General features: G+C 42.4%; 28 protein-coding genes and 1 tRNA gene. 10 read left to right on the top strand and 19 right to left on the bottom strand.

The annotated features are described in order from the left end of the window. Nucleotides 1-182: 182 nt before the first annotated feature. Together SNE_RS13235 and ndk are read right to left on the bottom strand one after the other, a co-directional pair. A complete protein-coding gene (locus tag SNE_RS13235) occupies nucleotides 183-344 on the bottom strand; it encodes a hypothetical protein (RefSeq protein WP_013944292.1) in 162 nt (53 codons plus the stop codon). Between the two features lie 201 nt (nucleotides 345-545). Continuing rightward, nucleotides 546-971: a nucleoside-diphosphate kinase gene (gene ndk, locus SNE_RS09960; protein ID WP_013944291.1), complete on the bottom strand. Its 426-nt coding sequence runs from the start codon at nucleotides 969-971 to the stop codon at nucleotides 546-548. 147 nt (nucleotides 972-1,118) lie between these two features. Here ndk and SNE_RS09955 point away from each other — a divergent pair, with 147 nt between their 5' ends. After that, entirely contained in the window at nucleotides 1,119-2,027 is a 909-nt protein-coding gene (locus SNE_RS09955; RefSeq protein ID WP_013944290.1) for an RING finger protein, read from the top strand. Next, nucleotides 1,966-3,138: a putative lipopolysaccharide heptosyltransferase III gene (rfaQ, locus tag SNE_RS09950; protein ID WP_079891578.1), complete on the top strand. Its 1,173-nt coding sequence runs from the start codon at nucleotides 1,966-1,968 to the stop codon at nucleotides 3,136-3,138. Before SNE_RS09955 ends, rfaQ begins: the two co-directional genes overlap by 62 nt. On the opposite strand, the gene lptB is transcribed toward rfaQ, so the two are convergent. From lptB to kdsA, 4 genes are read right to left on the bottom strand one after another with little or no spacing between them, the layout of a single operon-like run. Further along, complete coding sequence (lptB, locus tag SNE_RS09945) at nucleotides 3,076-3,795, bottom strand: LPS export ABC transporter ATP-binding protein (protein ID WP_041419040.1); 720 nt, start codon at nucleotides 3,793-3,795, stop codon at nucleotides 3,076-3,078. The genes rfaQ and lptB overlap by 63 nt on opposite strands. Beyond that, a complete protein-coding gene (locus SNE_RS09940) occupies nucleotides 3,792-5,231 on the bottom strand; it encodes a hypothetical protein (RefSeq protein ID WP_158307239.1) in 1,440 nt (479 codons plus the stop codon). The genes lptB and SNE_RS09940 overlap by 4 nt, the downstream gene beginning before the upstream one ends. Beyond that, the gene (locus tag SNE_RS09935) at nucleotides 5,182-5,757 is read right to left on the bottom strand and encodes a hypothetical protein (RefSeq protein ID WP_013944287.1); all 576 of its coding nucleotides are present in this window, start codon (nucleotides 5,755-5,757) and stop codon (nucleotides 5,182-5,184) included. The genes SNE_RS09940 and SNE_RS09935 overlap by 50 nt, the downstream gene beginning before the upstream one ends. Beyond that, entirely contained in the window at nucleotides 5,751-6,575 is an 825-nt protein-coding gene (gene kdsA / locus SNE_RS09930; protein WP_013944286.1) for a 3-deoxy-8-phosphooctulonate synthase, read from the bottom strand. Before kdsA ends, SNE_RS09935 begins: the two co-directional genes overlap by 7 nt. 86 nt (nucleotides 6,576-6,661) lie before the next feature. Between kdsA and SNE_RS09925 the strand changes: the two genes are divergently transcribed. The 4 genes from SNE_RS09925 (at nucleotide 6,662) to SNE_RS09910 (ending at nucleotide 11,413) form a co-directional block, all read left to right on the top strand. Further along, nucleotides 6,662-6,738 (top strand) — tRNA-Arg (locus SNE_RS09925). A 31-nt stretch (nucleotides 6,739-6,769) separates the two neighbouring features. Further along, nucleotides 6,770-9,388 carry a hypothetical protein gene (locus SNE_RS09920; RefSeq protein ID WP_013944285.1) on the top strand — a complete coding sequence of 873 codons (2,619 nt, stop codon included), beginning with the start codon at nucleotides 6,770-6,772 and terminating at the stop codon, nucleotides 9,386-9,388. Nucleotides 9,389-9,730: 342 nt separating this feature from the next. After that, nucleotides 9,731-10,876, top strand: a complete 1,146-nt coding sequence (locus tag SNE_RS09915; RefSeq protein WP_041419465.1) for an ATP-binding protein — start codon at nucleotides 9,731-9,733, stop codon at nucleotides 10,874-10,876. Nucleotides 10,877-11,086: 210 nt separating this feature from the next. Further along, complete coding sequence (locus SNE_RS09910) at nucleotides 11,087-11,413, top strand: hypothetical protein (protein WP_013944283.1); 327 nt, start codon at nucleotides 11,087-11,089, stop codon at nucleotides 11,411-11,413. On the opposite strand, the gene SNE_RS09905 is transcribed toward SNE_RS09910, so the two are convergent. The 6 genes from SNE_RS09905 to SNE_RS09880 all read right to left on the bottom strand — a co-directional run bounded on the left by SNE_RS09905 (nucleotide 11,410) and on the right by SNE_RS09880 (nucleotide 14,093). Continuing rightward, nucleotides 11,410-11,763: a hypothetical protein gene (locus tag SNE_RS09905; protein WP_041419038.1), complete on the bottom strand. Its 354-nt coding sequence runs from the start codon at nucleotides 11,761-11,763 to the stop codon at nucleotides 11,410-11,412. The genes SNE_RS09910 and SNE_RS09905 overlap by 4 nt on opposite strands. A 94-nt stretch (nucleotides 11,764-11,857) precedes the next feature. Further along, entirely contained in the window at nucleotides 11,858-12,112 is a 255-nt protein-coding gene (locus SNE_RS09900) for a KH domain-containing protein (RefSeq protein ID WP_013944281.1), read from the bottom strand. A gap of 142 nt (nucleotides 12,113-12,254) precedes the next feature. Further along, nucleotides 12,255-13,184 (bottom strand): RluA family pseudouridine synthase, encoded by a 930-nt coding sequence (locus SNE_RS09895; RefSeq protein WP_041419464.1) that lies wholly within the window; start codon nucleotides 13,182-13,184, stop codon nucleotides 12,255-12,257. 42 nt (nucleotides 13,185-13,226) lie between these two features. After that, the gene (locus SNE_RS09890) at nucleotides 13,227-13,535 is read right to left on the bottom strand and encodes a hypothetical protein (RefSeq protein ID WP_013944279.1); all 309 of its coding nucleotides are present in this window, start codon (nucleotides 13,533-13,535) and stop codon (nucleotides 13,227-13,229) included. 4 nt (nucleotides 13,536-13,539) lie between these two features. Beyond that, nucleotides 13,540-13,737: a hypothetical protein gene (locus SNE_RS09885; RefSeq protein ID WP_013944278.1), complete on the bottom strand. Its 198-nt coding sequence runs from the start codon at nucleotides 13,735-13,737 to the stop codon at nucleotides 13,540-13,542. Between the two features lie 122 nt (nucleotides 13,738-13,859). Further along, the gene (locus tag SNE_RS09880; RefSeq protein ID WP_013944277.1) at nucleotides 13,860-14,093 is read right to left on the bottom strand and encodes a hypothetical protein; all 234 of its coding nucleotides are present in this window, start codon (nucleotides 14,091-14,093) and stop codon (nucleotides 13,860-13,862) included. A gap of 83 nt (nucleotides 14,094-14,176) precedes the next feature. On the opposite strand from SNE_RS09880, the gene SNE_RS09875 reads away from it, so the two are divergent. Further along, on the top strand, nucleotides 14,177-14,773 hold the full coding sequence (locus SNE_RS09875) for a regulatory protein RecX (protein WP_013944276.1): 597 nt from the start codon (nucleotides 14,177-14,179) through the stop codon (nucleotides 14,771-14,773). On the opposite strand, the gene SNE_RS09870 is transcribed toward SNE_RS09875, so the two are convergent. Next, nucleotides 14,715-15,374 (bottom strand): glycerophosphodiester phosphodiesterase, encoded by a 660-nt coding sequence (locus SNE_RS09870; RefSeq protein WP_013944275.1) that lies wholly within the window; start codon nucleotides 15,372-15,374, stop codon nucleotides 14,715-14,717. The genes SNE_RS09875 and SNE_RS09870 overlap by 59 nt on opposite strands. 55 nt (nucleotides 15,375-15,429) lie before the next feature. Here SNE_RS09870 and SNE_RS13095 point away from each other — a divergent pair, with 55 nt between their 5' ends. Both SNE_RS13095 and SNE_RS09860 read left to right on the top strand, forming a co-directional pair. Beyond that, the gene (locus SNE_RS13095; RefSeq protein ID WP_013944274.1) at nucleotides 15,430-16,428 is read left to right on the top strand and encodes a Rossmann-fold NAD(P)-binding domain-containing protein; all 999 of its coding nucleotides are present in this window, start codon (nucleotides 15,430-15,432) and stop codon (nucleotides 16,426-16,428) included. Next, nucleotides 16,401-17,552, top strand: a complete 1,152-nt coding sequence (locus SNE_RS09860) for a bactofilin family protein (RefSeq protein ID WP_013944273.1) — start codon at nucleotides 16,401-16,403, stop codon at nucleotides 17,550-17,552. Before SNE_RS13095 ends, SNE_RS09860 begins: the two co-directional genes overlap by 28 nt. A gap of 189 nt (nucleotides 17,553-17,741) precedes the next feature. On the opposite strand, the gene SNE_RS09855 is transcribed toward SNE_RS09860, so the two are convergent. Both SNE_RS09855 and SNE_RS13485 read right to left on the bottom strand, forming a co-directional pair. Next, the gene (locus SNE_RS09855) at nucleotides 17,742-19,037 is read right to left on the bottom strand and encodes a hypothetical protein (protein WP_013944272.1); all 1,296 of its coding nucleotides are present in this window, start codon (nucleotides 19,035-19,037) and stop codon (nucleotides 17,742-17,744) included. A gap of 62 nt (nucleotides 19,038-19,099) precedes the next feature. Beyond that, nucleotides 19,100-22,072 (bottom strand): autotransporter outer membrane beta-barrel domain-containing protein, encoded by a 2,973-nt coding sequence (locus SNE_RS13485; protein ID WP_013944271.1) that lies wholly within the window; start codon nucleotides 22,070-22,072, stop codon nucleotides 19,100-19,102. A 360-nt stretch (nucleotides 22,073-22,432) separates the two neighbouring features. Between SNE_RS13485 and SNE_RS09845 the strand changes: the two genes are divergently transcribed. Continuing rightward, nucleotides 22,433-23,134 carry a hypothetical protein gene (locus SNE_RS09845; protein WP_013944270.1) on the top strand — a complete coding sequence of 234 codons (702 nt, stop codon included), beginning with the start codon at nucleotides 22,433-22,435 and terminating at the stop codon, nucleotides 23,132-23,134. Between the two features lie 22 nt (nucleotides 23,135-23,156). Here the strand turns inward: SNE_RS09845 and SNE_RS09840 are convergent, their stop codons facing one another. Genes SNE_RS09840 through SNE_RS09825 form a run of 4 tightly spaced genes read right to left on the bottom strand, consistent with a single transcriptional unit; the run spans nucleotide 23,157 to nucleotide 25,971 of the window. Then, entirely contained in the window at nucleotides 23,157-23,504 is a 348-nt protein-coding gene (locus tag SNE_RS09840; RefSeq protein WP_013944269.1) for a tRNA-binding protein, read from the bottom strand. Continuing rightward, a complete protein-coding gene (locus tag SNE_RS09835) occupies nucleotides 23,501-23,710 on the bottom strand; it encodes a hypothetical protein (protein WP_041419035.1) in 210 nt (69 codons plus the stop codon). The genes SNE_RS09840 and SNE_RS09835 overlap by 4 nt, the downstream gene beginning before the upstream one ends. Before the next feature lie 19 nt (nucleotides 23,711-23,729). After that, nucleotides 23,730-25,148 (bottom strand): asparagine--tRNA ligase, encoded by a 1,419-nt coding sequence (asnS, locus tag SNE_RS09830; protein WP_041419034.1) that lies wholly within the window; start codon nucleotides 25,146-25,148, stop codon nucleotides 23,730-23,732. Further along, the gene (locus SNE_RS09825; protein WP_013944266.1) at nucleotides 25,114-25,971 is read right to left on the bottom strand and encodes a deoxyribonuclease IV; all 858 of its coding nucleotides are present in this window, start codon (nucleotides 25,969-25,971) and stop codon (nucleotides 25,114-25,116) included. Before SNE_RS09825 ends, asnS begins: the two co-directional genes overlap by 35 nt. Between the last annotated feature and the right edge of the window lie 30 nt (nucleotides 25,972-26,001).

The following is a 26,001-nucleotide window of genomic DNA, read 5'->3' as shown; positions in this document are numbered from 1 at the left end:
GGGTTTCTTTCACTCATTCTCAGGGATTTTTCTCTTTCTTCTCAGCCTTTTTGCCTCGAAAAGGACCGTTTGGCCCTTTCCATCGGCAAAAATACCGAGAATTTAAGAGAACTTTCTCTCCTGAGACTAAGCAAAATAAACCCAGAGTTCAGGTTTATATGTAAAACAGCAAGGGCTTTTTTCTAACTTAGAGCAACCAATCGGTAAAATCGCCCCTTAAGCATCAGCAGCTGCCATGCAATGTGATGAGAACCAAATTTTGCCTTAGGGTAGTGGACAATCATTTCAGCATCGCTTGCTTTGAGTCCCACTATCAGGTCATGTTTACCTGGACCAACTAGCATTTTTCGAGGAATTTTCAGGAGATCTTTTTCATTTGTGACGAGAAGCTCGCCAACATCTGGGAAATCTACAAGAAAAGCTCTTGCTTTTCTGTATTTTCTTTAGCTACAAGATGCGAGAAGTCAAAGGAAAAACAAGGTCAGGAGCATTTTGGTCCCAACCCTGGAGATGGGACCGAACATAACCGTACTGCTAATGAATGATTAGCGGCTATAGAGTTCGCTCTCATTAAAGAAGAAAGCAATTTCTGTTTTGGCGGTGTCTGGACCATCTGAACCATGCACTGCGTTAGCATCAATGGACTCAGCAAAATCTGCACGAATTGTTCCTGGAGCAGCTTGTTTTGGGTTTGTTGCTCCCATCAAATCGCGATTTTTCATAATTGCGTCTTTACCTTCTAAAACTGAAATCAAGACAGGCCCTGATATCATGAAGCTAACGAGATCTTTGAAAAAGGGGCGCTCTTTATGAATTGCGTAAAAACCTTCTGCTTGTTTTTGAGAGAGGTGAAGCATTTTTGCTCCGATGATCTTGAGTCCTGCTTTTTCGAAGCGGGATAGAATTTCACCAATACAATTTTTTTCGACTGCATCAGGTTTAATAATTGATAAGGTTCTTTCTTTGGCCATTTTTCAAATCCTTGACATAAGTTTAGGCTAAAAATGATAGATGATTGCGTAATATTTTTCAAACATAAGTGAACCAATTCTTGAGATTTTTGGAATAATTCCTTACACTACTTGTCCATCAAATCAATCAACGTTGAGGCATAGTCCATGGCAACAATTGCAAACTTGCAAGACCCAATTTCACTTGAGAGAACTCGCAATCCGGTCATTTCAGAAAAGTGCTTCCATACATTTCAAAGAAGTGGGATCAGTGGAACCTTGTATACCGATCTTGAATCAAGGCTGGGCAATTGGGATCTCAGGGTTCCCCATGAGTATGAATGCGCTCTCTGTAAAGAAAAAACTCCGATCGAGCAAATTGTGACAAATGATGCATGGGTACGACTCAATACGTTGATCGACCGGTACATCAGAGAAAATAAGAAAAAAGATCAGAAAGCAGAGGATTTTGAGAGTGAAATTGAGGGAATGGAAATTGCGGAGCTCTATGCTTGGGAATTGGAAGAAAGTCTCAAGGAGATTCATGCTGTTTGGAAAAAAGAGCATACAGGAGGCAAATGGGGGGATCTTAAAGTTGTCGATTTTCTGAAATGGAAAGAAGATCCTTTAGTGAAAAAACTCTTTGATGCGTGGAAAGAAGAACATCCGACTAAATTCGCAGACCATCTTCACATAGATGATTTATTTCGCCATGGTGTAGAGACTAAGAAAAAGAAAAAAATTGATGTTTTAAAAGATATTCGTCCATCTCACTTACTCGGCTTTACTGCTGAAGACCGGGATGAAGAAAAAATTAAGGCTTCTCCTTCTAGGGCACCTTCGTTTTCTTCCGAATCTTGGTCGACTTATGAGTCGTTGAAATTTATTGTCAGCTCTATTTACAATTTCACTTTGGCATTACTCTTTGAGGTGGGCCTTTATCTTTTGTATTTTTGGGAATGTGGTTTTTTGACCAAAAAGCAATATACAGATTTAAGGGCGCAACATGTAATTCATCGGGTCATGCCTCTCTATTTACAATACATGGGGTTGCCCACTGAAAAACCAGTCGATTGATTTTTCTCAAATCCAGCGCGTTCTTGTAGCTAAGCTTCGCCATCATGGGGATGTACTCCTTTCTGCTCCCGTATTTTCGGTTTTGAAAAAGTATTATCCTCACCTTGAAGTCGATGCCTACATTTACAGCGAGACATTGCCTATGCTCGAGGGGCATCCTGCCATTTCGAAGTTTGTGCTGTACGATAAGAAATGGAAGAAGCTCGCCAAGCATCGTCGCTTTTTAGAAGAGTGGAAACTGCTAAAAGAGATTCGCCGTGGCAGTTACGATCTTGTGATCAACTTGACTGAAGGGGATCGGGGCGCAGTGGCTGCAAAAGTTTCTCGAGCTCCCTATGCCATTGGATTTGATCCTCAAGGCAGTGGGATGATGCAAAAGGAAAAGTGTTACACTCATCTGATCAAGCACACTCCTAAGCCCCGCCATACAGTTGAAAAACAGCTTGATGCTTTGCGTTGCCTGGGACTTCATCCAAAAGAAGAAGAACGGGACCTTTTTTTTCACATTCCAGAAGAGGCCCGTTTACGAGTTGAGACACTGCTTCATGAAAACGGCGTAGACGAGGGGCAATTTATTCAAGTTCATCCAGTTTCTCGTTGGATGTTTAAAACGCTTCCGGTCAAAACGATTGTCGAAGTCCTCCACTTTTTACACGATCAAGGAAAGCAAATTGTTTTGACGGCAAGTCCCGATCCACTTGAGCGAAAAATGAACAAAGAAATTGTCTCTCTAGCTCCTTTTGCGATCGATTTATCGGGCCAAATTTCATTAAAAGAGCTGGGTGCTATGATAAAGATGAGTCAGATGCTTCTTTCTGTAGATTCTGTCCCTATGCATTTAGCAAGTGCTTTAAAGAAACCAACGGTTGCCATCTTCGGGCCAACTTGTGAGCAGAATTGGGGGCCGTGGCGCAATCCAGGTGCGCGTGTTGTGACTCAAAAGCTTTCGTGTCGCCCTTGTTATCAGCCGGGGTGCGGCGGAAGTGGCAAAAGTGATTGCTTGACCACCCTTTCCAGCCAATCCATTATTCAAGCAGTTGAAGAAGTTTTAGAGTTTAAAGTCTTGTCCAAAGTAGGTTGCCTTAGCTCGCTCGTCAGCGAGGAGCTCTGACACTGTCCCTCCCATTGTCACACGCCCTTCTTGAATCAAATAACTATGATCGACGATCGAAGAGATTTCGCGTGCATTGTGGTCGGTGATCAGAACGCTAATCCCTTTTTGCTTCAGGTGGCGAATCATCTGTTTCACATCGTAGATTGTGATAGGGTCAATGTTAGCAAAAGGTTCGTCCAGTAGCAGGAGGCTCGGGTTGGTTACAAGGGCGCGGGTAATCTCTAAGCGCCTTCTTTCTCCTCCGGAAAGGGTTACAGCCCGTTTTTTTGCGAGATTTTCTAAGCGAAGCTCGTCAAGGAGGGCTTCTAATCGACGCTTTCGCTCTTCTTTGCTAATCGGCAGGGTCTCTAAGATGCAAAGAATGTTTTGCTCAACGGTAAGCTGACGAAAGATTGAAGGTTCTTGCGCTAAGTATCCCATTCCCATTTTAGCTCGTTTGTGAATGGGGAGGGGTGTTACATTCTGATCGAGGAAGAAAACTTCGCCGCTGTCGGGTTTGACTAAGCCAATAGTCATGTAGAAGGCTGTCGTTTTTCCGGCTCCATTGGGGCCAAGTAGTCCAACAATTTCCCCTTTTTTGACAGTGAAGGAAAGACCATTGACGACTTTTTTTCCTGAGTAAGTTTTCGTGAGATTGCGTGCTTGAAGAATCATGAACGGACCTCTCCTTGCGGGAAAAGTTTGTGAAAGGTTTCTTGTTGCTCTTCGTTAAACGAAAAGCGTACGTTTCCAATCCCTTTGATCACATCCTTGCCGGATACGGGATCGGGAATGACGACGATTTCTTGTGCACTAAGCCTTAAGTTTTGTTCTTCATGCCAAAAGAGAACTTGATGGCCTGCCTGTGCAAGAAGGCGCATTTCTTTTGTTTGAGGATTGAGAAGGACTTCATCTGCGACACCACAGCGAAAGGGTGTTTCGGGATTGTTAGATAAGAGACGGACACGTCCTTTCAAGTTGACTGATGTAGGTTTGAGTTCCATTTGACAAAGGCTGTATTCTAGTGAGGCTTCATCTGCTTGCAATGAAAGGTCGCCTTTGACAAAGATGAGTTGCTTGTCAAAAGGAATGGTTCCGTTTTGCTCAGGGCTTGTTGCTGTGACGAGGAGAAGATCTCGGTCAAGGGTCAGTGTTCCAAACGAGGTAAGAGCATGTTTTTCTTCAGCAGTCTCTGCCGATCTTAAGGTGGTGGGGCCTGTTGCAATGATCGCTTGCATGACGTATTTCCCAAACTGCTCTTTTTGAAAAAAACGAATGGTCTCTTCTCCTTCAATGGTGCCGAGAAATTCATCTTGAATGAGAATGTTTTGCTTGAGAGTCATCACATCTTTTTCATCATCCCAAAACAGAAAGCGGGCAGAAAAATTGCAAGGACGACTTTTGGATTCGGGAAAAAAGAAGGAAGAGACTTTTCCTCGAGGGGATTCCATTTCGAGGTTTCGACTTTCTAAATGGATCGTAATTTGTCTCGCTTCAACTTCATCTTGAAGATGGGTGAGGTGGCAGGGAGTATTGATTTGAGAAGTCGAAAGGGTTTCATTGTCAAAGTATGCTTGATCGGCATCGAGGTGGTACTTGTTGGCATAATCGATGTGCACATCCTCTTTTGCCATGAGAGAACTAATTTCTAAGATATGTTCATCTTGTTCTTCAAATTGAAAGTCGATTTGTCGGCTGACGAGATCAAGAGCTTCTTTTTTTCGACTGCGGTAAAGGACAAGTTTGTCTTGTGAAAGAACGGTTCCAAAACGCCCGATAAAGTCAAGTTGAGCTTCGTCACAAAAAAGCTCTGAATCATTTTGAAATGAAAAAGAGACATCTTCTTCTAGATGCATGTTTGAAAAAGGAAAGTCTTTTCCCCCTTTTTTCAAAAGGGCTTGATGGGCTTGCATGTGCCCTAAGTCGTGGTAAAGTTTCACTTCTCCAACAAGACGTAAAAAATCTCCATCATAGGAGGCATAATCAGAAGAGATGTCAGATGAGAGGTTCGGGGATTGTGTTACACCAAGTAAAAGAGTTGAAAGGAGAAGTGGGAGAAAATTAATCATGATGTTTTTGGGGGCGAATGTGGGCTTTAAATTTTTCGGCATGAAAATTTGGGGAGTTTTCAGAAAATGAGAGAGACACGTCTTCCGCGACCCCTTTTAAAAACGCGGAATTAAAATCGAGCTTTGTTTCAAGTTCTTTACTGGGGATGCGAAAAAGGGCTAAAAAGACTTGATGGGCGTCGAAATGCTGGTTCGAATATCGGTAGGTCCCCGATTCGGACTCGATGAAACGGATCTGTTGTATTCCTTCTTCAATATTTTCTTGGAGATAGCATTTCATCCCTTGCATCTCTTCAACGAGTTCAAAGTTTTCTCCTTTTGGATAGGCTGTCAAAATTGAGCGTGGGCTTATCATTCGATGATGGAGGCGTCCGTCGTCGTTTGACATCCATAAATCTTTTTGCACTCCACTCCGTGTCTGTCTAGTAGGATGGCAAGTGGCAACCTTAGGAGAGGACCATTCTTGAGGGATATTTTCGAGCGAACCGCGCATGAACACATAGGTTATAGCAATTCCGGTGAGCGCCACGAGTGTTGCCAAAGAGAAAAGAGTCATGCGTCTCAACATAAGACTTCTCTTCCGTTTAAAAGTTCATAGAGCGGTTTTGCGATCTGGAGGAACTTTTTGAGCTCTTCAAAGGGCATGACAGAGTGTTTGTCGCTTTTTGCTTCAGCGGGGCTCGGGTGAGACTCGATATAGAGGAGATCGGCACCTGCTGCCAAAGCAGCTTTTGCAAGAGGGATGATAAACTCTCGGTTTCCACCTGATTGAGCGCCCATTCCTCCTGGGAGTTGAACAGAATGGGAGGCATCATAGCATACGGGAAAGCCAAACTTTTTCATGATAGGAATCGCTCGCATGTCAGAGACTAAATTATTATAGCCAAATGAAGTTCCTCGGTCAGTGAGAAGAATCTGATCATTTCCAGTGGAGAGGATTTTTTTCACCGCATGTTCCATATCCCATGGGGCCATGAACTGTCCTTTTTTGATGTTGATCACAGCTCCAGAGTTTCCAGCAGCGACGAGCAAATCAGTTTGACGGCAGAGAAATGCAGGAATTTGAAGAACGTCGCACACTTCTGCTGCAGCTGTTGCTTCTTCAGGGTGGTGAATATCGGTAAAAACAGGGACATCAAAAGTTTCTTTCACTTTTTGCAAAATGCGCAATCCTTCTTCCAAACCAGGGCCACGATATGAGTCGATTGAAGAACGGTTGGCCTTGTCGTAGCTCGATTTATAGATGAGTTGGACTCCCACCTCGTCAAACATTTCTTTAAGCTGCCCTGCAGTTTCCAAAGCGTGCGCTTCATTTTCAATCACACATGGGCCCGAAATGACGACGAGAGGAGCGTCTAAAGAGAGGTTCACATTTCTAATTTTCAAGATTCATCTCCGTAAGTAGTCCATTTACATGTAAATATACTTGAAAATCATTTTTCCGATGCATAAAATCATGAAAAATTGACTGTGGATTGATAGCTCAGTTGGATAGAGCACCCGCCTTCTAAGCGGGCGGTCGCAGGTTCGAGTCCTGCTCAATCCGCCATTTAACAACATGACTTTCGGCACGAAACTGCATGGCTCTTCTCGGAGATTTTGAATTTCAATCGAAAACCTTTCCCGATCTGGAACAGGTGATCAACGGTTTTCATGAAAAGAGTTTTCTTGAATTGAACATTCATGAGAAAAGTGATGCCATAAGCCGCACTTTATACAATCTGATTCAAAAAGAAGAAGGTCCCACATTTCTTTTAGGGGCCGTTGTCGATTACATCAGCCGCATTAAACGAGAAGCGGTCATTGAAAGTTACAGCTTTTCTTCATTTGAGCTTTGGCTCAACCAGTTTTCTGGGCTCACTAAAGAAGAAAATTATCGCATTCGCGCAAAAATTGTAGGGAAATGGGTCCCTCGCGACACCTATCAAATTTACTTTCCTATTGGGATGGGAAAGACGTACCGCGGCACCCATTTTGTTACGGCGCACATGTCTCCCGACCTCGATACAACCGTTGCCTCTTTTTGGGGGTGGATCGATTCGTTTGCAGCACGTGTTTCTGAAGGACTCCATGTTTGGAATGTTCCGGGAGGACCTCCTTATACTCAAGTCGAAATCACCCTTTTATTCAAAGACCTTTTTGGGAGTGAGATCTTCAATTGCATCGCAAAAACCCGTTTGTCGCTCACTGTGACAAGTTTGGATTTAATGACCCAAACTGGAATGAGCAAGCGAGGCACAGAGCATTTAGCCCTGAGCTTTGACCATGAGCGAACACGAAATGCTGTTGTGGTGGTTGATGATCAAGGTTATTATCTTGGAGATTGGCGCTCAATCGATGTTGAAGGAGTTCGCCAAATCGTGATGTCTCTTAATAACTGCCTCATGTGGCTTGAATCAAACCTTCACATTCATCTCATTTCGTGTTTTGCAAAAACCGATTTATCAGTTAGCCACATTTCAAAAGTGATCCGCGATATTTTAAACGTGAAGATTGGAGAGTGCGAGCCTGCAAAAGAATTGCCGCAAAAACAACTTCAATTCGTTCACGATTACCTGTTCAAAGTTCTTCGCGTCGAGAAAGGAATCGAAGCCACTTTTGAAGATTTTGCTCTTTCGATGGAGAAGATGGGAATAGTCAATTTTACTCAAATCATCACGTGGCTCAAGTCCCTCATTGAGTCGGACCTTTTTGATGCCTCCGGAAAACTCACAGAAAATCGCCCGCGTATCTTCAACCAACTTGAAGTTCTTGTAAAAATGCTGGCAGAAGCCTTTCATAGTATTCGTCGGTTTGTTGACAGGTTAGAGATTGCTTTTAAAATTAAAACCGAAGTGTTTGGTTTTGTTCCTCAGTATCTATCACATCGCACTGATGTCGAAGAGATCCGCTCAAAAATTGGGAACTACACTTACCTTACAGTCAATCGTACCGATGTTGATGGGCGTCTTGTTCCCATTGGACTTGTCCAAGCTGCGGATCTTCAAAAAGAGCCTCTAGGAACAGTGACTTTACGCGACTTTTGTAACCGCGAAGAGATGAACATCCCGTCTTACCTTGAAGTCATTAGCGTGATTGACCATCACAAAAGCACATTGAATACCGATATGCCGCCACGCGCAATTATTAGTGATGCGCAATCTTCAAATGCGATCGTTGCACAAATGGCTTTTCAGGTTAATGACATGTACGGAACAGGGGGGATGACACTTGAGCAAGTCGAAGCTCAACTTAAAGAGCTAGAAAAAGACCTTTCGACTTCGGTAAGCATCCGAAAAATGCAACGCCTGCTCCAACGTAAAAAGGTGATCCAATCTGATTGTTATCATTATATTGATTCCAAGAGAGAATTTGCCGAATACCTCCATTTTGTCTATGCAATTTTAGATGATACCGATCTTCTCACCAAAGTCACACGGATCGATGTAGAGATCATGGCTTCGTTGCTCAATCGTTTAAAGTCACTCATTGAGCGAAAAGAGATGGAGATTGTCGACTTTGATGATATTACAGAAGATCATGACTTTACGAAAAAAGCTGCTTCACGTCTTTTGCAAAACAAAGACTTTTATTCCCTCTATAGCAAAGTTTACCTGCATAAAGAGCAAAGTGTTGGTGAAAATCTTGAAGATTGTGCCAAAGGACTCAAGTCGAACATTTTCAGCGATACCAAAATACTCAATATGGGTAATCGCGTCAGCCAAACCAAGATTTTTGCACGCAATTACACGACTTTTGAAACGTATGCAAATGAACTACGTCGTATTTGGTACCAAAATGCGCAAAATGCCTTTGAAAGTAATCACGAACAGCTCTTGCATCTCCATATGATTTCAACGGTAACAAGTGCTGATGACCTTTTCAAAGGGAAAGAGATTTCTTACTGGCACCAAGATGAGCTTTGGATTTGGATTCCTCCTGTTGATGGAGCTGCTGAAAAGCTGAAGCTCTTTTTGAGTTCATTTAAGAGTTCACCCAAAATACAAGCGATAGGAAATTGGAACATAGAATTTCTTGGTGAGAATGCTAAAGAGCTCTCTCAAATTTTCAAAGAAAGCTTTTTGAAAATACCACAGAAAATGCCCGATTCCAAGACTGCGAAAGGAGAGCTTCCGATTGCTGTCTTGCGTTATGACGCTGGCCGCCTCAACTCCCGTAAAGGAATGATTGCCCCCTTCCTTCCTAAACTTAGCCAATAGCACCTTATTTCACCTGAGTTCTGGGCATCTTTTACTCCTCCTCAGGGATTTTTCTCATTCTTCCCAGCCTTTTTGTCTCGAAAAGGACCATTTTGTCTTTCCTATTGGCGAAAATATCGAGAATTTAAGAAAACTCTTTCTCCTGAGACTAAGCAAAATAAACCCGGAGTTCAGGTTTACAGATTCAAGCTTTTTCTTTTTCAGTGTCGACTACGTTAAAAAATGCGCCTGATAGGGAATTTTTTTCGTGAAAAATGTCCCTATAAGGTAAAAATTTTATGAAAAATTTAACTTTTAAGTTCCAAAAATTATGGTATAATGGAAAGAAAAGGTAAAAAAGTTATGTACAATCGTCTCTTAGGTAAACATAAACAATTGAAAACCAGCTTCTTTCTTTTTGGCCCTCGCGGAACGGGTAAAACTCACTGGATTCGTCAAGCCTTTCCAAAAGCCCTTTATTTTGACCTTCTGGACTATGAAACTTTTAGAACCTTTCTTTCAAATCCCACTCTGATTCGGGAAAGGATTCCAGAGGATTTTGACGATTGGATTATTCTAGATGAGGTCCAACGCATTCCTGAGTTACTCAATGAAGTCCATCGCCTGATCGAAGAAAAAGGATACCGGTTTGGGATGACAGGCTCTAGTGCTCGAAAATTAAAACAAAAAGGAGTCAATCTTTTAGCTGGTCGTGCGCTCGTATACACGATGCACCCCCTGTTGATTCAGGAGGTAGGCAAGGACTTTTCTTTAGACCATGTCTTAAAATACGGTCTCCTTCCTACAATTTTTGCAAAAAATATTCCTCCCGCCGATTATCTTTCTTCTTATGTGACAACTTATTTGCGTGAGGAAGTCATGCAAGAGGGATTGACGCGACGTCTAGACAGCTTCAGTAAAGCTTTGGAAATCGCTAGTTTTTCTCAAGGAAGCGTACTCAATATTTCTGCTGTTGCGAGAGAATCTCAGATTTCTCGTAAGGTAATGGAAGGATATTTCTCTATTATGGAAGATTTACTTCTAGCAACAAAAGTTCCAGTTTTTTCAAAACGAGCAAAACGCAAGTTGATCGGTCATTCTAAGTTTTACTTTTTTGATGTGGGAATTTACCGTGCACTTCGCCCAATGGGACCTTTTGATAAACCTGAAGAAGCTGAAGGAGCTGCCTTAGAAACCTTAGTTTTTGAGCATTTAAGAGGAATAAATGATTACTTTGGGTTAGGTTATACGATTTACTTTTGGAGGACACAAACACAACATGAAGTCGACTTTGTTCTTTATGGAGAAAAAGGGATTTATGCCTTTGAAGTCAAGAGATCAAAAATGCTATCTTCTGCGGACTTGCAGTCTCTTAAACTCTTTAAAGAAGATTATCCAGAAGCGAAGTCATATATCTTATATGGAGGAAAGGAAACCCTTTATCTAGATAACATCACAGCGTTACCTTTTGAAAAAGCTCTTGAAAAATTGCCAGAAATCCTCTCCTAAAGATTTCATGGCTCATCAATTATAACGGCGTAAACGGATTTTGCTGCCGCCAAATGCGACACTCAGTTGCGCTTCTTATCAGGGGGGTATTTGACACTTAAGCCTTATGTCGGACTTCGCTCCTCGTTCATTTGACTCTTGTAAATGTCAACTCTGTTTCCGAACCAGTTAAATCGAGAAACTGTTCATATTCATGGGTGATTGGGCCACGTGGGAACAAGCCTGCTCTATACACAGTATAATTGCGTCAAACACTCTGAAAGTGCAATCACAAGTGGAGCTGCGAGGGTAAAGTATTCTGATCATGATGTGAACACTCTGAGACCGATGTTTGAAGCAAGCCTTGGTTTTGGATGGGGACATTACTTTGGGACCAATGCATACCATCTTAGCCTTGCGGCCACATATGACTTCAATTATCTATGGTCACAAAACATGATCCGTCAGCTCAACGACATGTTTATTACAGGAACTTCAGCAGGCTCTGGCGATCTCTTCTTGCATGGTTTGACGGTGACCGCACGCTTCGATTTTTAGCGGAGCCAACCAATCGCTTGTGCCAAGGGTTTGCWGTAGGGCTCTGATGCACACCAACTCAGGAAGGAATTGACAGGCAAGCAGAAGATATCTGTGGAGGGGTGCGAGACTCTATACCRGTAGGCWCAACCATCTAAGAGCTGAAACGCCAAGGCGACCTCSAGTATGATGAGGGATGCRATAAATGATGCCTTAATCCAGTAGGGTATTTCATGGATGCTTTGATCTACTTTTTGAAAAAACGTAAGCTTTGGTTCTTCTTTCTTGAGCGAAGGATCCCAAAACTGTCGAAGATCCTGAACAGATTGTCCTTTTCGGTCATCTACTCCAACGTAATGTTGTGTTGACATATTTCTCTCCAAAAAAAAATTCTCTGGAAAAAATTCTAACATAGAGAGTGAAAAAAGAAAAGGTGTGCTTTAGGCACACCTTTAAATGATTTTTTTAAGCTTCGACTGGAGCTCCACCTTCTTCTAGAATCTCGAGGTTGACTCGAATTCCATTACGGCTGGCAACAGACATGAGCAGTGTGCGAATTGCATTGATCGTCTTACCTTTTTTTCCAATGATCTTACCGATATCGGATTTTTCAACACTGAGTTCGATGATGAGAGTTTGGGACCCTCCAATTTCGTTGATTTTCACTTTGTCTGGGTTGTCGACGAGGTTTTTGACAATGTATTCCACAAATTCTTTCATGGTGCGATCCTTCGTTCAAAATTCAGAATAGAAGTTACAATAGGCTGCCTTCACGTTTCTATGATACTACAATCATACATATAAATCTAGAAAATTGGAGGATATTACGCGATATAAATTTCTTGAGAAAAGTTTTAAGGGGCTATTTTAGAAGAGGTTGAAGGAAAAAATCTTCTGATACCTTTTCCATATCTTCAGGTATAGGAGCTGATAAGTTTAAAATTTGATGTGTGACAGGGTGGGCAAGTTTGATCTTGGCAGCATGGAGCAGTTGACGGGGGATTTGGTATTTTTCATTGATTTTTTGAGATCCATAGACCGAATCTCCTAGGATGGGGGTATTGTTGTATTTCATGTGAACGCGGATTTGATGGGTACGGCCTGTGATGAGTCTGGCTGAAATGAGCGAAAAATGCTCTCCTCTAGCAAGAGGAGTGATGACTGTTGTCGCTTCTTTTCCTGTTTCTAAGATGGTCATTTCTTTGCGCCGCACAGGATGGCGTCCGATGGGGGCGTGGATGGTTGTGGCTTGAGGATGGCCAATAGTGATTGCGAGGTACTCTTTTTCAATTTCTCTCCCTTTGAACTGTTCGATAAGTTTTTGATGGGCTGCGACCGATTTGGCACCAATGAGAATACCAGAAGTTTCTTTATCAAGACGGTGGACGATGCCAGGGCGGTATTCTTTTCCGGGGAGAGGGGTTCCTTGGCAGTGGTGAAGTAGAGCGTGGACAAAGGTCCCTTTTGGATGGCCAGGTGCAGGGTGGACGACCATTCCCGGGGGCTTGTTGATGCAGATTAGGTGGTCATCTTCATAGAGGATATCGAGCGGAATCGGTTCAGGAGTGAGGTCGATCTCTTCTACAGGGAGAAAGGTGACTTCGATTTGATCGCCTGGACTCGGGCGGCACCGCTTTTTAATGACTTCCCCATTGAGAAGAACAGCTTCACAGTCGATGAGGTATTGAAAATAGGTGCGAGAGTAGGAGGAAAAACGCTTGGCCAAGAGTTTGTCCAAACGGTCGATTTCGTCTTCTTCAATGGTAAGTTTATTTTGTAAAAAGCCTTTCATGAGAGGAATCATACCCTAGAGATCAATAGATCTCAAGCAAGGTTAATCTTCCCCTTCTTCGGCTCTTTTGAGTTTTTGAGCTTGTTTTCGCTGCTCTTGCATTTCTTTTCCGATCTGCTGACTGATTTGTTGGCAGATGGTCATGAGAAACTGCTGAACGAACTTATTAAGTTGGTCTTCTGTCATTCCAGGATAGAAATGTTTAGCCCAGTTTCGGATGGCTGTGTCCCCTTTGATATCATAGGGTTTACTCATCCCCGTTTGAATTTGAGTGGGGAGAGGGTCTTGTTGAGAAGAAGATTGGGAAGATGAACCCGATGAAGGAGGCGGGACGCCGCTGCTATCTGACATGGGGTTACCTCAAGTTGACTTTTTGCATGGCGAGGGCTTGCGTGAGCTGCTGTTGCAAGAAATTGAGCGCATCATCTTGCTGCGCATCAAAATCGGCAGCATTTGTTGGAGCCGCTTCTTCTGCAGGAGCTGCAGGCTGATTTTGAATATTTTGGCTAGGATGTGTTCCACCTGAACCTGAAACACTTGAAACATCTACCATGGCAAACCTCTGAAACTCTCTTCTCAATAATTGTTACCTTATCATTGATGGTGCAAAAAAAAAAGCCCAAGATCTTCATCTTGGGCATAAGTCTTTATCAACTTGAATATTAAGGTGAGAATTTAGAATGATTTCACGTCGCTTTGAGCAGGTCCGCCCCAAATTTCTGAAATTTGGTCTTCATAGTACTGTTCATCTTGTGAACCTTGATTCACTTGATTCATAAAATCTGATGTACCTTTGTTGATTCCCTGTGTGTACTCAGAGTTGTAGAACCAGTCATAAGCATCGTAGCCGTTTGATTGAGACGAGTTTTCACCKACGGCTTCTACGGGTGTTACACCTGTATCACTCATTCAAATCCTCCCTTCTTGATTCTTCTTGAGCTCTATGTCCATTATAGCTATAAATAAATAATTTATCAAGTTTTGTTGAAATTATGATTAAGATAGAAAACGTTGAAAAACAGACGTTTGTGAATATAATCGTTGAAGGGGAAGTGTGGAAAAAGCTCGATAAGAAGCTCTATTCCAAACATTTGAGAAAAATTCGTACGTGCACCGATAAAAAAAGTCTAACTGACTTATTTTCAGTGCTAGAAGAACAAGTTGCTTTAGGATATGTCTATAAGCTACTGGCGATGAAGGGATATCTTGAAAACCAGTTACGTAAGAAGTTAAAAGAGAGACACTTTGAAGAAAAGGCGATAGAAGCTGTTTTAGGTGTCTGTCGTGAAAAAGGATATATCAACGACGTCAGGGAAGCTAAAGGGTTCGTCGAGCGCGAGAAGAGGCGAGGGCAAGGCCCTAAGGCTATTGTGCAGCGCCTGAAGGAAAAGGCCGGCGTATCTCTCGAGGTCTCCTTTTCTCAAGAGGAGGAGAGAGAGAAGCTTGAGCAGCTTCTTGAAAAACGTTTTCCAGACCTTTCAGAGATAAAGACAAAAGAGCGTGCTTACCGTTTTTTTCAAAGGAGAGGATTTAGTGAGCATCTGATTCGGGAGATCTTGTTTGCAGAAAGTGAGCCACATTATTGGTGATGATACCATCTAGTCCTTCCATCTCAAAGTGAGGGTCGTCAATTGTCCATGCCCAGACTTTGATCTTTTTTGCGTGAAGCGATGCAATGCGCTTGGGATCTAGAAGGGGATAGTGAAACGCTAACACTTGAGGGTTTAGTTTCAGAAATTCATCGAGTTGTTCTTCTAATTCAACAATGCCAATCAAGGGTAATTCAGGGTCTAACTGATGCAAATAAGTCGCAATGTCAATTTCAATCGATCCCAAGTAAAAATCAGGAGGAGACTTTTTCTTCTTGACCGTGTCATAAATGATTTCCACATCAGATAAAGGATCTATCTTTTTGATTTCGATCATGAGTCCTGTTTTATTAAATTTAAGGCTTAAGAGTTCTTCTAATGTGGGAATGTTTTCATTTTGACTTTTGACTTCGTTAAATGTGAGTTCAGAAATTAGGGTTTCGTTGATTTTGTCATCGTGAAATACAATGGGAACTTTGTCTTTTGTTAATCGGATGTCACATTCAATGTAATCAGAGCCAAGCTCAATCGCTCTTTTGAAAGCGGGAAGAGTATTTTCTGGAGCTTCCATTGAAGCGCCTCTATGGGCGATGATTTTCATATTTACATTCTGAGGTATGTTCACTATATATAATTTTTTTATACTATATGAAATTATGCAAGTCGGAATCATCGGAATCAATCACTTTTCTTCGTCTCTTTCCCAAAGGGAAAAAGTTGCCAAAGTGTGCCGCGAACTTTTTATTGCAAAGCAAGTGTCTTTTCCCATTCAATATGTACTACTTTCCACTTGCAATCGGACAGAACTTTACTTTTCAGCGCCCAACTTAGCAGATGCCCACAGCGAAATTTTAGGCCTTTTGCGTGAAGAAATCCAAGATCCATTTGATCAAAATCTCTACTCGTTTTTTGGCTCCGATTGTTTTCTTCATTTAGGACGGGTGATTTCCGGAATGGACAGTTTGATATTTGGAGAAAGTGATATTCAAAGGCAGGTTAAAGTTTCCTACGAATCGGCTCGAATAAAGCGCAGACTCACACCCTCACTTCATTACATGTTTCAAAAAGGACTAAAGATTGGGAAAGAGATCCGAACTGCAGTTCTTCCGACACAGGCGCGCTTGCCAGCAACCATTTACTCATTAGTTGATTGTTTGAAGATAGGCAAAAAAAAGATTCTCTTCATTGGAAACTCTGTGATCAATCGCGGTGTCATGTCCTATTTTTTGAGTAAAGGATGTGAAGATCTCACTCTTTGTACGCGAACAGATAAAACACCTTTTTCCTCTGTTAAGCTTGAAAAGTGGGATGTTACAAAGCAGTGGTTTAAGTACGATGCAGTGATTTCTGGGACGTATCACGGAGAGTATATCATTCAAGGGTCCTCTCCGAAGTGCGAGGTTGCTTTATTTGATCTGGGGGTTCCGCGCAACATTGATCCTACTCTTGCTGAGCATCCCCAGATCCGACTTTATAATATCGATGACCTGGGTCAAATGGCAAATCAATCTAAAAAGACCAGTGAAAAAGAAATCCAGCTATGCGAAACTATGCTCGAAAAAATTGTTCATAGACAAGTGGATCTGTTTCATCGTAAACAGCAATCCCGATGGAGATACGTATCCGCATGCGAAAAGCTTTCCATTTTGCCCTAATGCTTCTTTTCCTTCCCAGTTTTCTTTGTGCTTTTGTGGATTCCGATGAAGATGAAGCAAGTGTAGTCGTTCTTCCCAGTACAGCTGTGGTGAACCAAGATTTTTTTGCTTATGGGAAAACAGTCGAAGTGTCAGGGACAGTCAACGGGGATGTCTATGTTTTTGGAGGACAAGTGTTCATTGATGGAGTGGTCAATGGAGATGTTTTAGTTGCAGGAGGAAGTGTTGAAATTTCAGGAAAGGTCTCGAAAAATGTCAGACTCCTAAGTGGACAGGCCTCGATTTCGGGAACGGTTGGGCGCAATGTCACAGCATTGACAGCAACGATTGAATTCGCTCCTTCATCAAGAGTTGGCCGGAATATCGTGGTAGTCTCGGGGAATGTTGACATTGAATCTGTTGTTGCAAACAATGCTCGCATCTATGCTTCAAATTTGCGCGTTTCAGACGGAATTGGAGGAAGACTTTATGCATACGTTGCATCAATGCGCATCACGTCAAAAGCAAAAATTGACGGTGGTGTCGAGTATTGGAGCAATAAGAATGCTGTCATTGACCCTCATGCCAAAATAGGTGGTGATCTGATCCATCACCCTTCTTTTTTCTATAGCGTTTTTCACGGTAAAGTTTTTAAAAGTCTGAAGATCGGCTCAAAATTTGCCGCACTGGTGATGAACTTTTTCTATACCCTTGTGATTGCCCTTATTATGATGCGCTATTTTCCACAGCGGATTAGCGGGGCTGTTGACGCCCTCAATCACAAACTTTTTCCTTCTCTTCTAGCAGGAATTGTGATCGTCATTATTTTACCCCTTCTATTTTTAGCCCTTCTCATCACGATTGTTGGAGTTCCTTTTGCCTTGACCTTGCTTGCCATTAACGTGATCAGTTTTTACACGGCAAAGATCTTCTCAATCATCTGGCTTGCCAAACATATTTTCTGTCGGTTTGACTTTAACAAGCACCGAAGGCTTTACTTTGCTTTTGCTCTTATCGTTTACTACCTTCTGACACTCATTCCCTATCTGGGAACGGTTGTTTCTATTGCAGCTCTACTTCTTGGATTAGGAGGGCTTGTTTTAGGAAAGATGGATCAAGGCGAAAAGAAAAAAGTCCATATTTAACCTGAACTCTGGGTTTCTTTCACTCATTCTCAGGGATTTTTCTCTTTCTTCTCAGTCTTTTTACCTCGAAAAGGACTATTTGGCCCTTTCCATCGGCAAAAATACCGAGAATTTAAGAGAACTTTCTCTCCTGAGAGTGAGCAAAATAAACCCAGAGTTCAGGTTATTTAACCTGAATTCTGGGTTTATTTAGGGCGTGCCTTCGGTAAATTTTTTAAATTGGCTCTCATGAATTTTTAGAGGAAAATTACCCTGAGTGGTTTTTATGAAAAGTTTTCCGGGATTCATCTTATAAATTTTCTCAAACACAAGATAGATTTCTCTTTGCATTGCTTCGCTAGAGTCTTTTAGCTCTTTATCTGTTCGAGATGCAAGTCCTAGTAGGGGAGATCCTCCCGTGTTAACCTCTGCCACGAGGTTAAAAAGAGGACCAGGATAATCTGCGGCAAAAAGAATATTTTTTAAAGCATGCACGCCGCATTTCATTGCATTGTTTTGGCACCAGTTATTCCCAATGACCCTCACTGTTGAAGAAGGGAAATGATTTTGGAGAGCTTGCTGAATTCCCGTTGCAGCTTCATGCCAACCAAAAGTGGATGAGCTGCTCAAAGAGTCTAGTCCTGTGACATTGAAATTATTGCCTTCTGGTTCAATCACTAAGCATGCTGTATGGCCAATCCCTCCGATCCTTGCAGTTCCTCCAATAGGAAGGATGAGTTTTTTGGGTAAATGGTCATGATGATCTAGAAAGTTCTCTACTGCAGCTTGAGTCTTTGTCTGAACGTCCTGAAGAGTATTGTACCTGAGGCATTCCATGAGAAGGAAATTTTGTTCTTTTATAGGTTCTATTGGATTCTTAAGGAGAGTCCCGTCAAGGCGAACTAATTGTACATGGGAAAAATGAACATAGAAATAGGCATTTTCAGAATTTTTGTCCATTCCATTTGGAAATTCTGAAGAGAGAAACCAGGCAAAAAGACCGTCTAAAAGTAGTTGGGTGGTAGAAAAAATTGCGGGAGTTAGAAGTTCGAGAGTTTCTTCGTGGTACGCTTTTTCGATGTTGACTAGCCCGCTGGATGTCGAAGATCTTGCGGAAGTGGTGGAAGTTTGAGGAGTAGCCGGAAAAGACTGAGTTTGGAGGGATGTGAAAATAAAATGCTTCAACACGAAGTCGGTTAGTAAACTTAAACCTGCGCAAGTGAAAATAGTCGCTGATTTTATCTGAGCTGCAAGCTGCGCCGTCAAAAATGATGTAGCAGAAAAAGTCAAGCATTTGAGGATGATCTTAGACCAAGAGCTAAATGCAGAAGAGTTTCCTAAATAATCGGCCAATTTAAGTGAGCATCCATTGGCACTTCCTAATAGGAGTCCTGTTGCTTTCCAACGAAGATTGCTAGAGGCCTTTGCACAGATAAGGCCAAGAGCAAGATGGCACCCAGCTTCAACAAGAAAGCGGTTTTGAGAAATGTTTGTTAAATAACTCATAAATATCCCCCTAATTAATAAATAAAAATCGTTTTAAATTTTTTAATTCAAGGAGAATAGAGTTAAAACTTTTTCTCGAAGCGGCCACCTAAGAAATAGCTTTTATATTGACCACTGAGCTCAGCAAAGGCTTCAAGGGTAAATGCAAAACATTTTTTTGTGCTGAATTTAATCGCTGCTTTTGGAGCGATAAACTGCACAGCGGCATTTGTCGTATCGACTCTGAAACTTTTGTCTTGCCCCCGGAAGTGTGCGAGGATATCTCCATCACTAAGAGGGATTTTTACAATCCAGCTTAATCCTAGATAGGGCGTGACACAACGCGTTGTAAAGATAAAAACTTTTGCAAAGTATGCACCAAGCTCGGTTTGGAGCATGCTTGAAACCTGATCGTTGACGACGAGATTTAAACTATCGGCGCCACTTTCTTCAAATTGGTCTTGGTTGAGGTATGAATAGTCAACGCTTGCTAGAAGACCGACAGGTGCGGAAAATTGTTCAAAGTCGTAATTGAGCCCAAAGTGTGCTCCAAAAGTGAAGGCATTGTGATCGCTCTTCGCTGAGCGGGAAATTGTTCGACTGATGTTTCCATCCCCATAGTGGATTCTCCGGTCTAAGTCATAGAAGTTGCCGCCAAGAATGACTGCAGAATCAACCGAAAGATGAAAGGGGGCGAGGTAAGTGCCATAGAGGCCACCAAAAACGGCGTGGTAGTTTCCACCGCCAGAATCTTGATCATAATGGAGTTCGGTATAAGAATACCCACCAAGTACTCCAATGAAAAAATCTTGAATTTTTCGATCATATCCTAGAACAAAGCCAATTTCATCTGAATCAAAGCCGCGGATTTGGTTGAGTTTTCCGTATTCATTCCAGTAGCCGTAGGGTTCAACCCAAACATGATTCAAACTGTCTTTGCAGACTCCAGCAGGCGGGCAGTTGTAGTGTGTAAGATGGTTGGTCACCATTGAAAAGATTGCAGTCGTATGATCAAGGTTCATCCATTCTAAGCTGCCATAAAGGGCGGGGTTCAACTGGTCGAGAGCTTTGCTGAGATCTTCAGGAGAGAGGAAGGCAAGAGAGGTGACAACTAGAGATAAATCTGAATTGGGCGTTAACGGAAATAAGCTACAGATGTAATCGAGAGTCTTTTTTGGATTTCCAGATTTTACGGAATCTCGACTGATAAAATTGAAAGGCTGAGCAATTAAAACAAGTTGATTGTTTGAATAATAGGGTATGAAGAGGGGTGTTCCGTAAGGGGAAAACGGCATTTTGATTGAGCTAAATTCACCAACAAGCCCTTTATTTGCTAACAAGATTTGAAATTCGGTTCCTGCATCAAAAGGTATATCAGGTGCACTAATTTGAAGTATTCCGTCGAGGAAAGCCGTTCCATCTACATGGAGCATTGGTGTTATTTCATGGTTGAGTCTAACATCATACGTTCCATCTGAGCCTTGTGAATAATCGCCCGTGACGTGTACGTCGCCGTAGGCATTGGTTAAAACTCYTAAGTGGTTATTGACATCAGAGAGGACTTGAGCTTCGCCTCCAAATTTTCCTCCATGAAGAATCACAGGAGTTTCGATAGAACCATTGAGTTTAAGGATTCCTTTTTTAACTTCTGTCTTACCCGTATAAGTATTTTCTCCTGTGAGGATCAATGTTGCAGGTCCGTGTTTAATCACCCCTCCGCTCTTATTATTTCCTCGCTCGCTTTCGATAGGGGTGGGGATTGAGAGGTCTTTTTGGAGATCGAAAGTAATCTGTCCACCGGACTGCATGTAAATATCGGTTCCATGTGTTTCGCCTTTTTGAAAGCCTGCTCCCCCTTGAAGAGAACTATTTGTAAAGCTTGCTGTATCCTTAATGACAACTGACCCACCATTCTCTATAAAGATCGATGCTCCCATTGCAGCACCGCCGCCGCCAAGACCTCCATCATTCGAGCCACGGCCGCCAAAAAACCCTAGACCGCCCGTTCCACCATTTGGGCCACCAGCACCACCACCTCCTGCGAATCCTGCTGATCCACCAGTTCCACCTTTACTATTTTGGTAATCTCCGCCGCCAGCACCGCCGCCGCCGCCGAATCCACCGTCATTTCCATCGCCCCCTGGGAAATTTTTCATGTAACCGTGACCACCACCGCCACCGCCGCCACCGTAGCCTCCTTTACCGGCAACTCCAGCAAACGAGTCGCCACCGCCACCGCCACCGAATCCACCGTCTCCGCCAGATCCTCCGTGGGTATCAAGTCGTCCGCAGCCACCGCCACCCATTCCATAACCTCCATGGGTTCCGCACGTGTCCATTTCACCCCCCATGCCTAGATTGTTACTTGTGGAGCTGTGTCCCCCATTTCCACCTTTGACTTTAAAGCCACTTTTACCATCTTCAACAAGGCCGCCGCCGCCACCTCCAGAATAGGAACCTGCGTCGCCTCCATGTCCAAAAAGACCACCACCACCACCAGCACCGTAAGATGAAGAGTGACCTTTACCACCGTCACCACCAAGGCCACCGCCGCCACCACTTCCCATGGTATTTTCAGCAGTAGACGAGCCTCCAACAGCTTGACAATTGACAAAATGGACATTTTCTAAAATAGCATGAGCATCTTTTCCAACGAAAACTCCGCCGCCAAGACCACCACCACCACCACCGCCATCTTGTCCATTTCCTCCTTTTGCGACAGCCGAGTCAATTGTTAAATTACGGATGGTTGTTGTTTTCCCTTGTTCATGGCCAATGACAAAGAAACCTCGGGCCTTTTCAGAGGTTGYTTTAATAGTGTGATGATTCCCTTCGATGAGGAGAGGAGCTTGGTTAGGAGTGAGATCAGATTGAATATTCAAAGGGTGAAGAGATTCAGAGAATTGGATGTCCTCAATGATTTTCACGCTTGGAATTCTTCCATCGTTAACATCTTTAATCGCAGCATTGAGCTGGGCTTCATTGGAGACTGTTGCAAACCCTGAAATCGTGAGAGTAAGCAGAGCAGCTAAGTTTAAAACTGTTATTTTTTTCATTCGCATTTGTTCGTGATATCATTAGAAAGTCTATTAACCGGGAGGTTATGATTTTCTTTTATAGATGTTTGGAGTTTTTCTAGCAAGAAGTTAATGCAGTTGCCTGTAGCTTTCCTTAAAAATGATGAAGCCAGCTCTTTGGAGGCTTTCAATTGATGCAATTTATGCGCAAAACATTATCTTTTACTTGTTTTTGTTTTAACGTAAAATCCTATGAGATTCACTTAATAAAAATGAGGGAATGATGGTAGCAAGTTATGCTTCAATAAATGGCAATTCTACGATATCTCCATATGAGGATACGAAGATATACTTAGCTTCTTATATACAGTCGTCTTGGAGAAAGGTAGGGTTTCAAATATGAAAAATTTGATGATCAAAATCTTCTTCCTTACAGGTTTGCAAACTATTCTTTTCGGAGAATTGCCAAAAGAGCTTTCTTCATCTCAGGTGATGGCTTGGGAAAAAATGGAAGCGTTTGTTGAAGAGATAAGAGACGGCAGAGGTATGCCAGTAGATGAGGGAATAAAAAAAGCTATCATAGTTCTGAATCTTTTAGGTTATTCCACCGTTCAATCTTGCGAAGGGCATCTAGATCATGGCCTAGCATATCCATGGATAGCCTTTTTGCCTGAAAAAGATAAAATTGAATCGATATCAAAGCTTTACGAAGAAAAAGAGATCCTTTGCAATGAAGCCGATGTTATCGAAAATGAATTAATAGAATTCAATGGTAGCAAGTCTCTTTTTGTGATTGAAGAGATTCAGATGAAATTTGAAAAAAAGAGACAGGAAATTTGGAATGTTTGGGACCAAATAAATGAAGCGAAAGACAATTTATTTCTGCCTATTTGGAGTTTACTAGAAGAATTTTACAGAGAAGATTCTCAATTGAGATTAGTAACTTTAATTTTGTATGAAGATCGCCTAATTCCTATAGGGGGCTTGTGTCAGAAAAGATTTTCAAAGGAAAAACAAAAAGAGAACCTTCAAGCTTTTGGAAAAGAACTGGATCAATTTGCAGAATTTTTGATTCAAAAATTTCGTCAAAGTCAAAGCTAATCTTAGTTAGCGTAGCAAGACGTTAGTGCAATTTTTTCCCATTTGGGACGTCTGAATCAATTGTTGCTAAAGAGATAGCTCCTCCTTCATCTTCAAAACCAACAAGTAGAAACTCGGATGTGAACCCTCCGATATTTTTTGTCCCAAGATTGACACAACCAATCACTCTTTTACCAATTAGGTTTTCCAGAGTGTAGTTGATTGTGACTTGAGCAGAAGTTTGTTTCGTTCCAATTTCTGAGCCGAAGTCGACCCAAATTTTGTAAGCAGGCTTATGCGCTTTGGGAAATGGCTCTGCTTTAACGATTGTTCCTGAGCGAAGTTCGACTTTTGTAAATTCCTCAAAGGAAATTTCTGATTGTAGGGTCATTTTTTCTTTTCTAGCTTACCAGGTAAGTTTTTTTGCTCAACATTTGCTTGTTCAAGGAGGRAAAAACTATCYTCATCTACCTCGGAGATTGGTTTTAGCTTCGGTCCTTCGTTGACTTTATCCTTCGGATGGACAGGTCCATCGAATCCCTCTAAATTTGCAGCCTGAATCCACCAATTTCGATTATTGTTATTAATAGCTGACATACTTTCTCTATTTTGAGTGTTAAAATTCACATTGACCGGGAACACGGGGAAATGCGATGGCATCTCGGATATTCTCGATACCAGTGACAAATTGGACAAGTCGTTCAAAACCTAATCCAAAGCCACCATGAGGAACAGTTCCATATTTGCGGAGGTCGAGATACCAAGCATATGCGTGGGGGTCAAGACCAATCGCTTCGATTTTTTTTGTCAAAATGTCGTATCTTTCTTCTCTTTGACTTCCTCCAATGATTTCTCCAATCTTTGGGACGAGAACGTCGAGCGCAGCAACGGTTTTTCCATCTTCGTTATTGCGCATGTAAAAGGCTTTGATCTCTTTGGGATAGTTGGTGAGAATGACTGGTTTTTTGCAATACTCTTCGGCAATGTATCGCTCATGTTCTGACTGCAAATCAGATCCCCATTCAACGGGGTATTCGAAGGGCTTGTTTGACTTTTTCAAAATGTCGATGGCTTCGGTATAAGTCATACGAATAAATGGGGAGTCATGAACGTGTTGCAAACGTTCAATGATCCCTTTATCGATATGTTCATTGAAGAACTGCATGTCTTGATCGCAGCTTAGAGCTTCTTGGATCAAACATTTGAGATAATCTTCCGCGAGATTAGCAACGGTGTTTAAATTTGCAAAAGCCATTTCAGGTTCGATCATCCAAAACTCGGCCAAATGGCGTGAGGTGTTCGAGTTTTCTGCTCGGAATGTTGGGCCAAAAGTGTAAACATCTGAGAGAGCTGTTGCATAAGCTTCAGCATTGAGCTGACCTGAAACAGTGAGAAAAGCAGGTTTGGAAAAAAAGTCTTGTTTGTAGTCGATCTTACCTTTGTCACGAGGGGGATTATCTAAATTGAGTGTGGTGATTTGAAAGAGTTCTCCTGCTCCTTCGCAATCTGAAGCGGTGATGATCGGAGATTGGAGGTAAACAAAGCCGCGCTCTTGAAAAAAACGGTGTGTTGCGTAGGCGAGTCGACTGCGGACGCGGGCGACAGCTCCTTGCGTATTCGTTCTAGGGCGGAGATGGGCAATGCTGCGGAGGAAATCAAATGAATGCCGTTTTTTCTGAAGAGGGAAATCATTTGGGCAGGTGCCAAAGAGCTCAATTGAACTGACTTGAATTTCATACTTTTGCTTATTTCCGGGGCTTTTAACAACTTCTCCACTAATGGCAATAGCAGCCCCAGTTGAAAGCTCTGCGATTTTTGCTTCATAGCTGGGAAGCTTGGCATCCGCAACAGCTTGGATGGTTGAAAAACATGAGCCGTCACTGATTTCGATGAAGGCAAAAGACTTTTGATCGCGAACTGTCCGAATCCAGCCGCAGACTGTGACATTTTTTCCAAGAATTGCAGATTCTTCAGCTTCTAAAATCGCCTTGATTTTGGTTCTATCCTGCAAACTCTCTAAGCAGGGCGATTTCATCTTTCCACATTGTGTCTCCATGGGGCGTTTCCAAGTATTTAGGGATTTCACGTAATTTAGGATGTTGCATCATGGCCCGAAATCCTTCGGCGCCGATTTCACCTTTTCCAAGCGACTCATGCCGGTCCTTCCGCGATCCTAAAGGATGTTTAGAGTCGTTGACATGGAGGGCCTGCAAATAATCAAGACCCACCACTTGGTCAAATTCTGTTAAAGTCTTTTCCCAGGCTTCTTGATTGCGAATGTCATATCCTGCGCAGAAAATATGACAGGTATCAATACAGACTCCAATTGGGAGTTTGCCTTTGACTCCTTGAATGATATGCGCGAGGTGCTTAAACCGATGTCCGACAGAAGTGCCTTGTCCTGCGGTGGCTTCAATGAGCAAAGTGAGACCAGAGTTTTGCTCGAATAAAGGCTCCATCTTGAGCAAGCTTTCAACAATGCGATTGAGACAGTTTTCTTCAGTATCACCTGTTGCAGCACCAGGATGGAAATTGAGAAAGCTCAGTTTCAAATCTAAGCACCGTTTGATTTCTGCTTCAAAGGCGTTTAAGCTTTTGGCCAAGTTATCTTCTTTGGGTGTACCGAGGTTAATGAGGTAGCTGTCATGACTCATAACTTTTTTGATATTGAGAGAAGCAAGCGTTTCATGCCATAGAGCTATTTCTTCTTCTGGGATGGGACGCCCAACCCATTGTTTTTGGTTGGCGGTGAAAATTTGAATGGTTGTCGCTCCGATTTGCTTTCCTCTTAGGAGGGCTTGATGAACCCCTCCACTGATCGAAGTATGGGCGCCAATTAGCAATTGATCTGCAGGCATCATAAACTTAAGCTATTTTTTCGCATGAGG

This window comes from Simkania negevensis Z (assembly GCF_000237205.1).
Classification (GTDB): Bacteria; Chlamydiota; Chlamydiia; order Chlamydiales; family Simkaniaceae; genus Simkania; species Simkania negevensis.
Note: the sequence above shows the minus strand (reverse complement) of the source record. Positions and strands in the feature narration are given on the sequence as shown.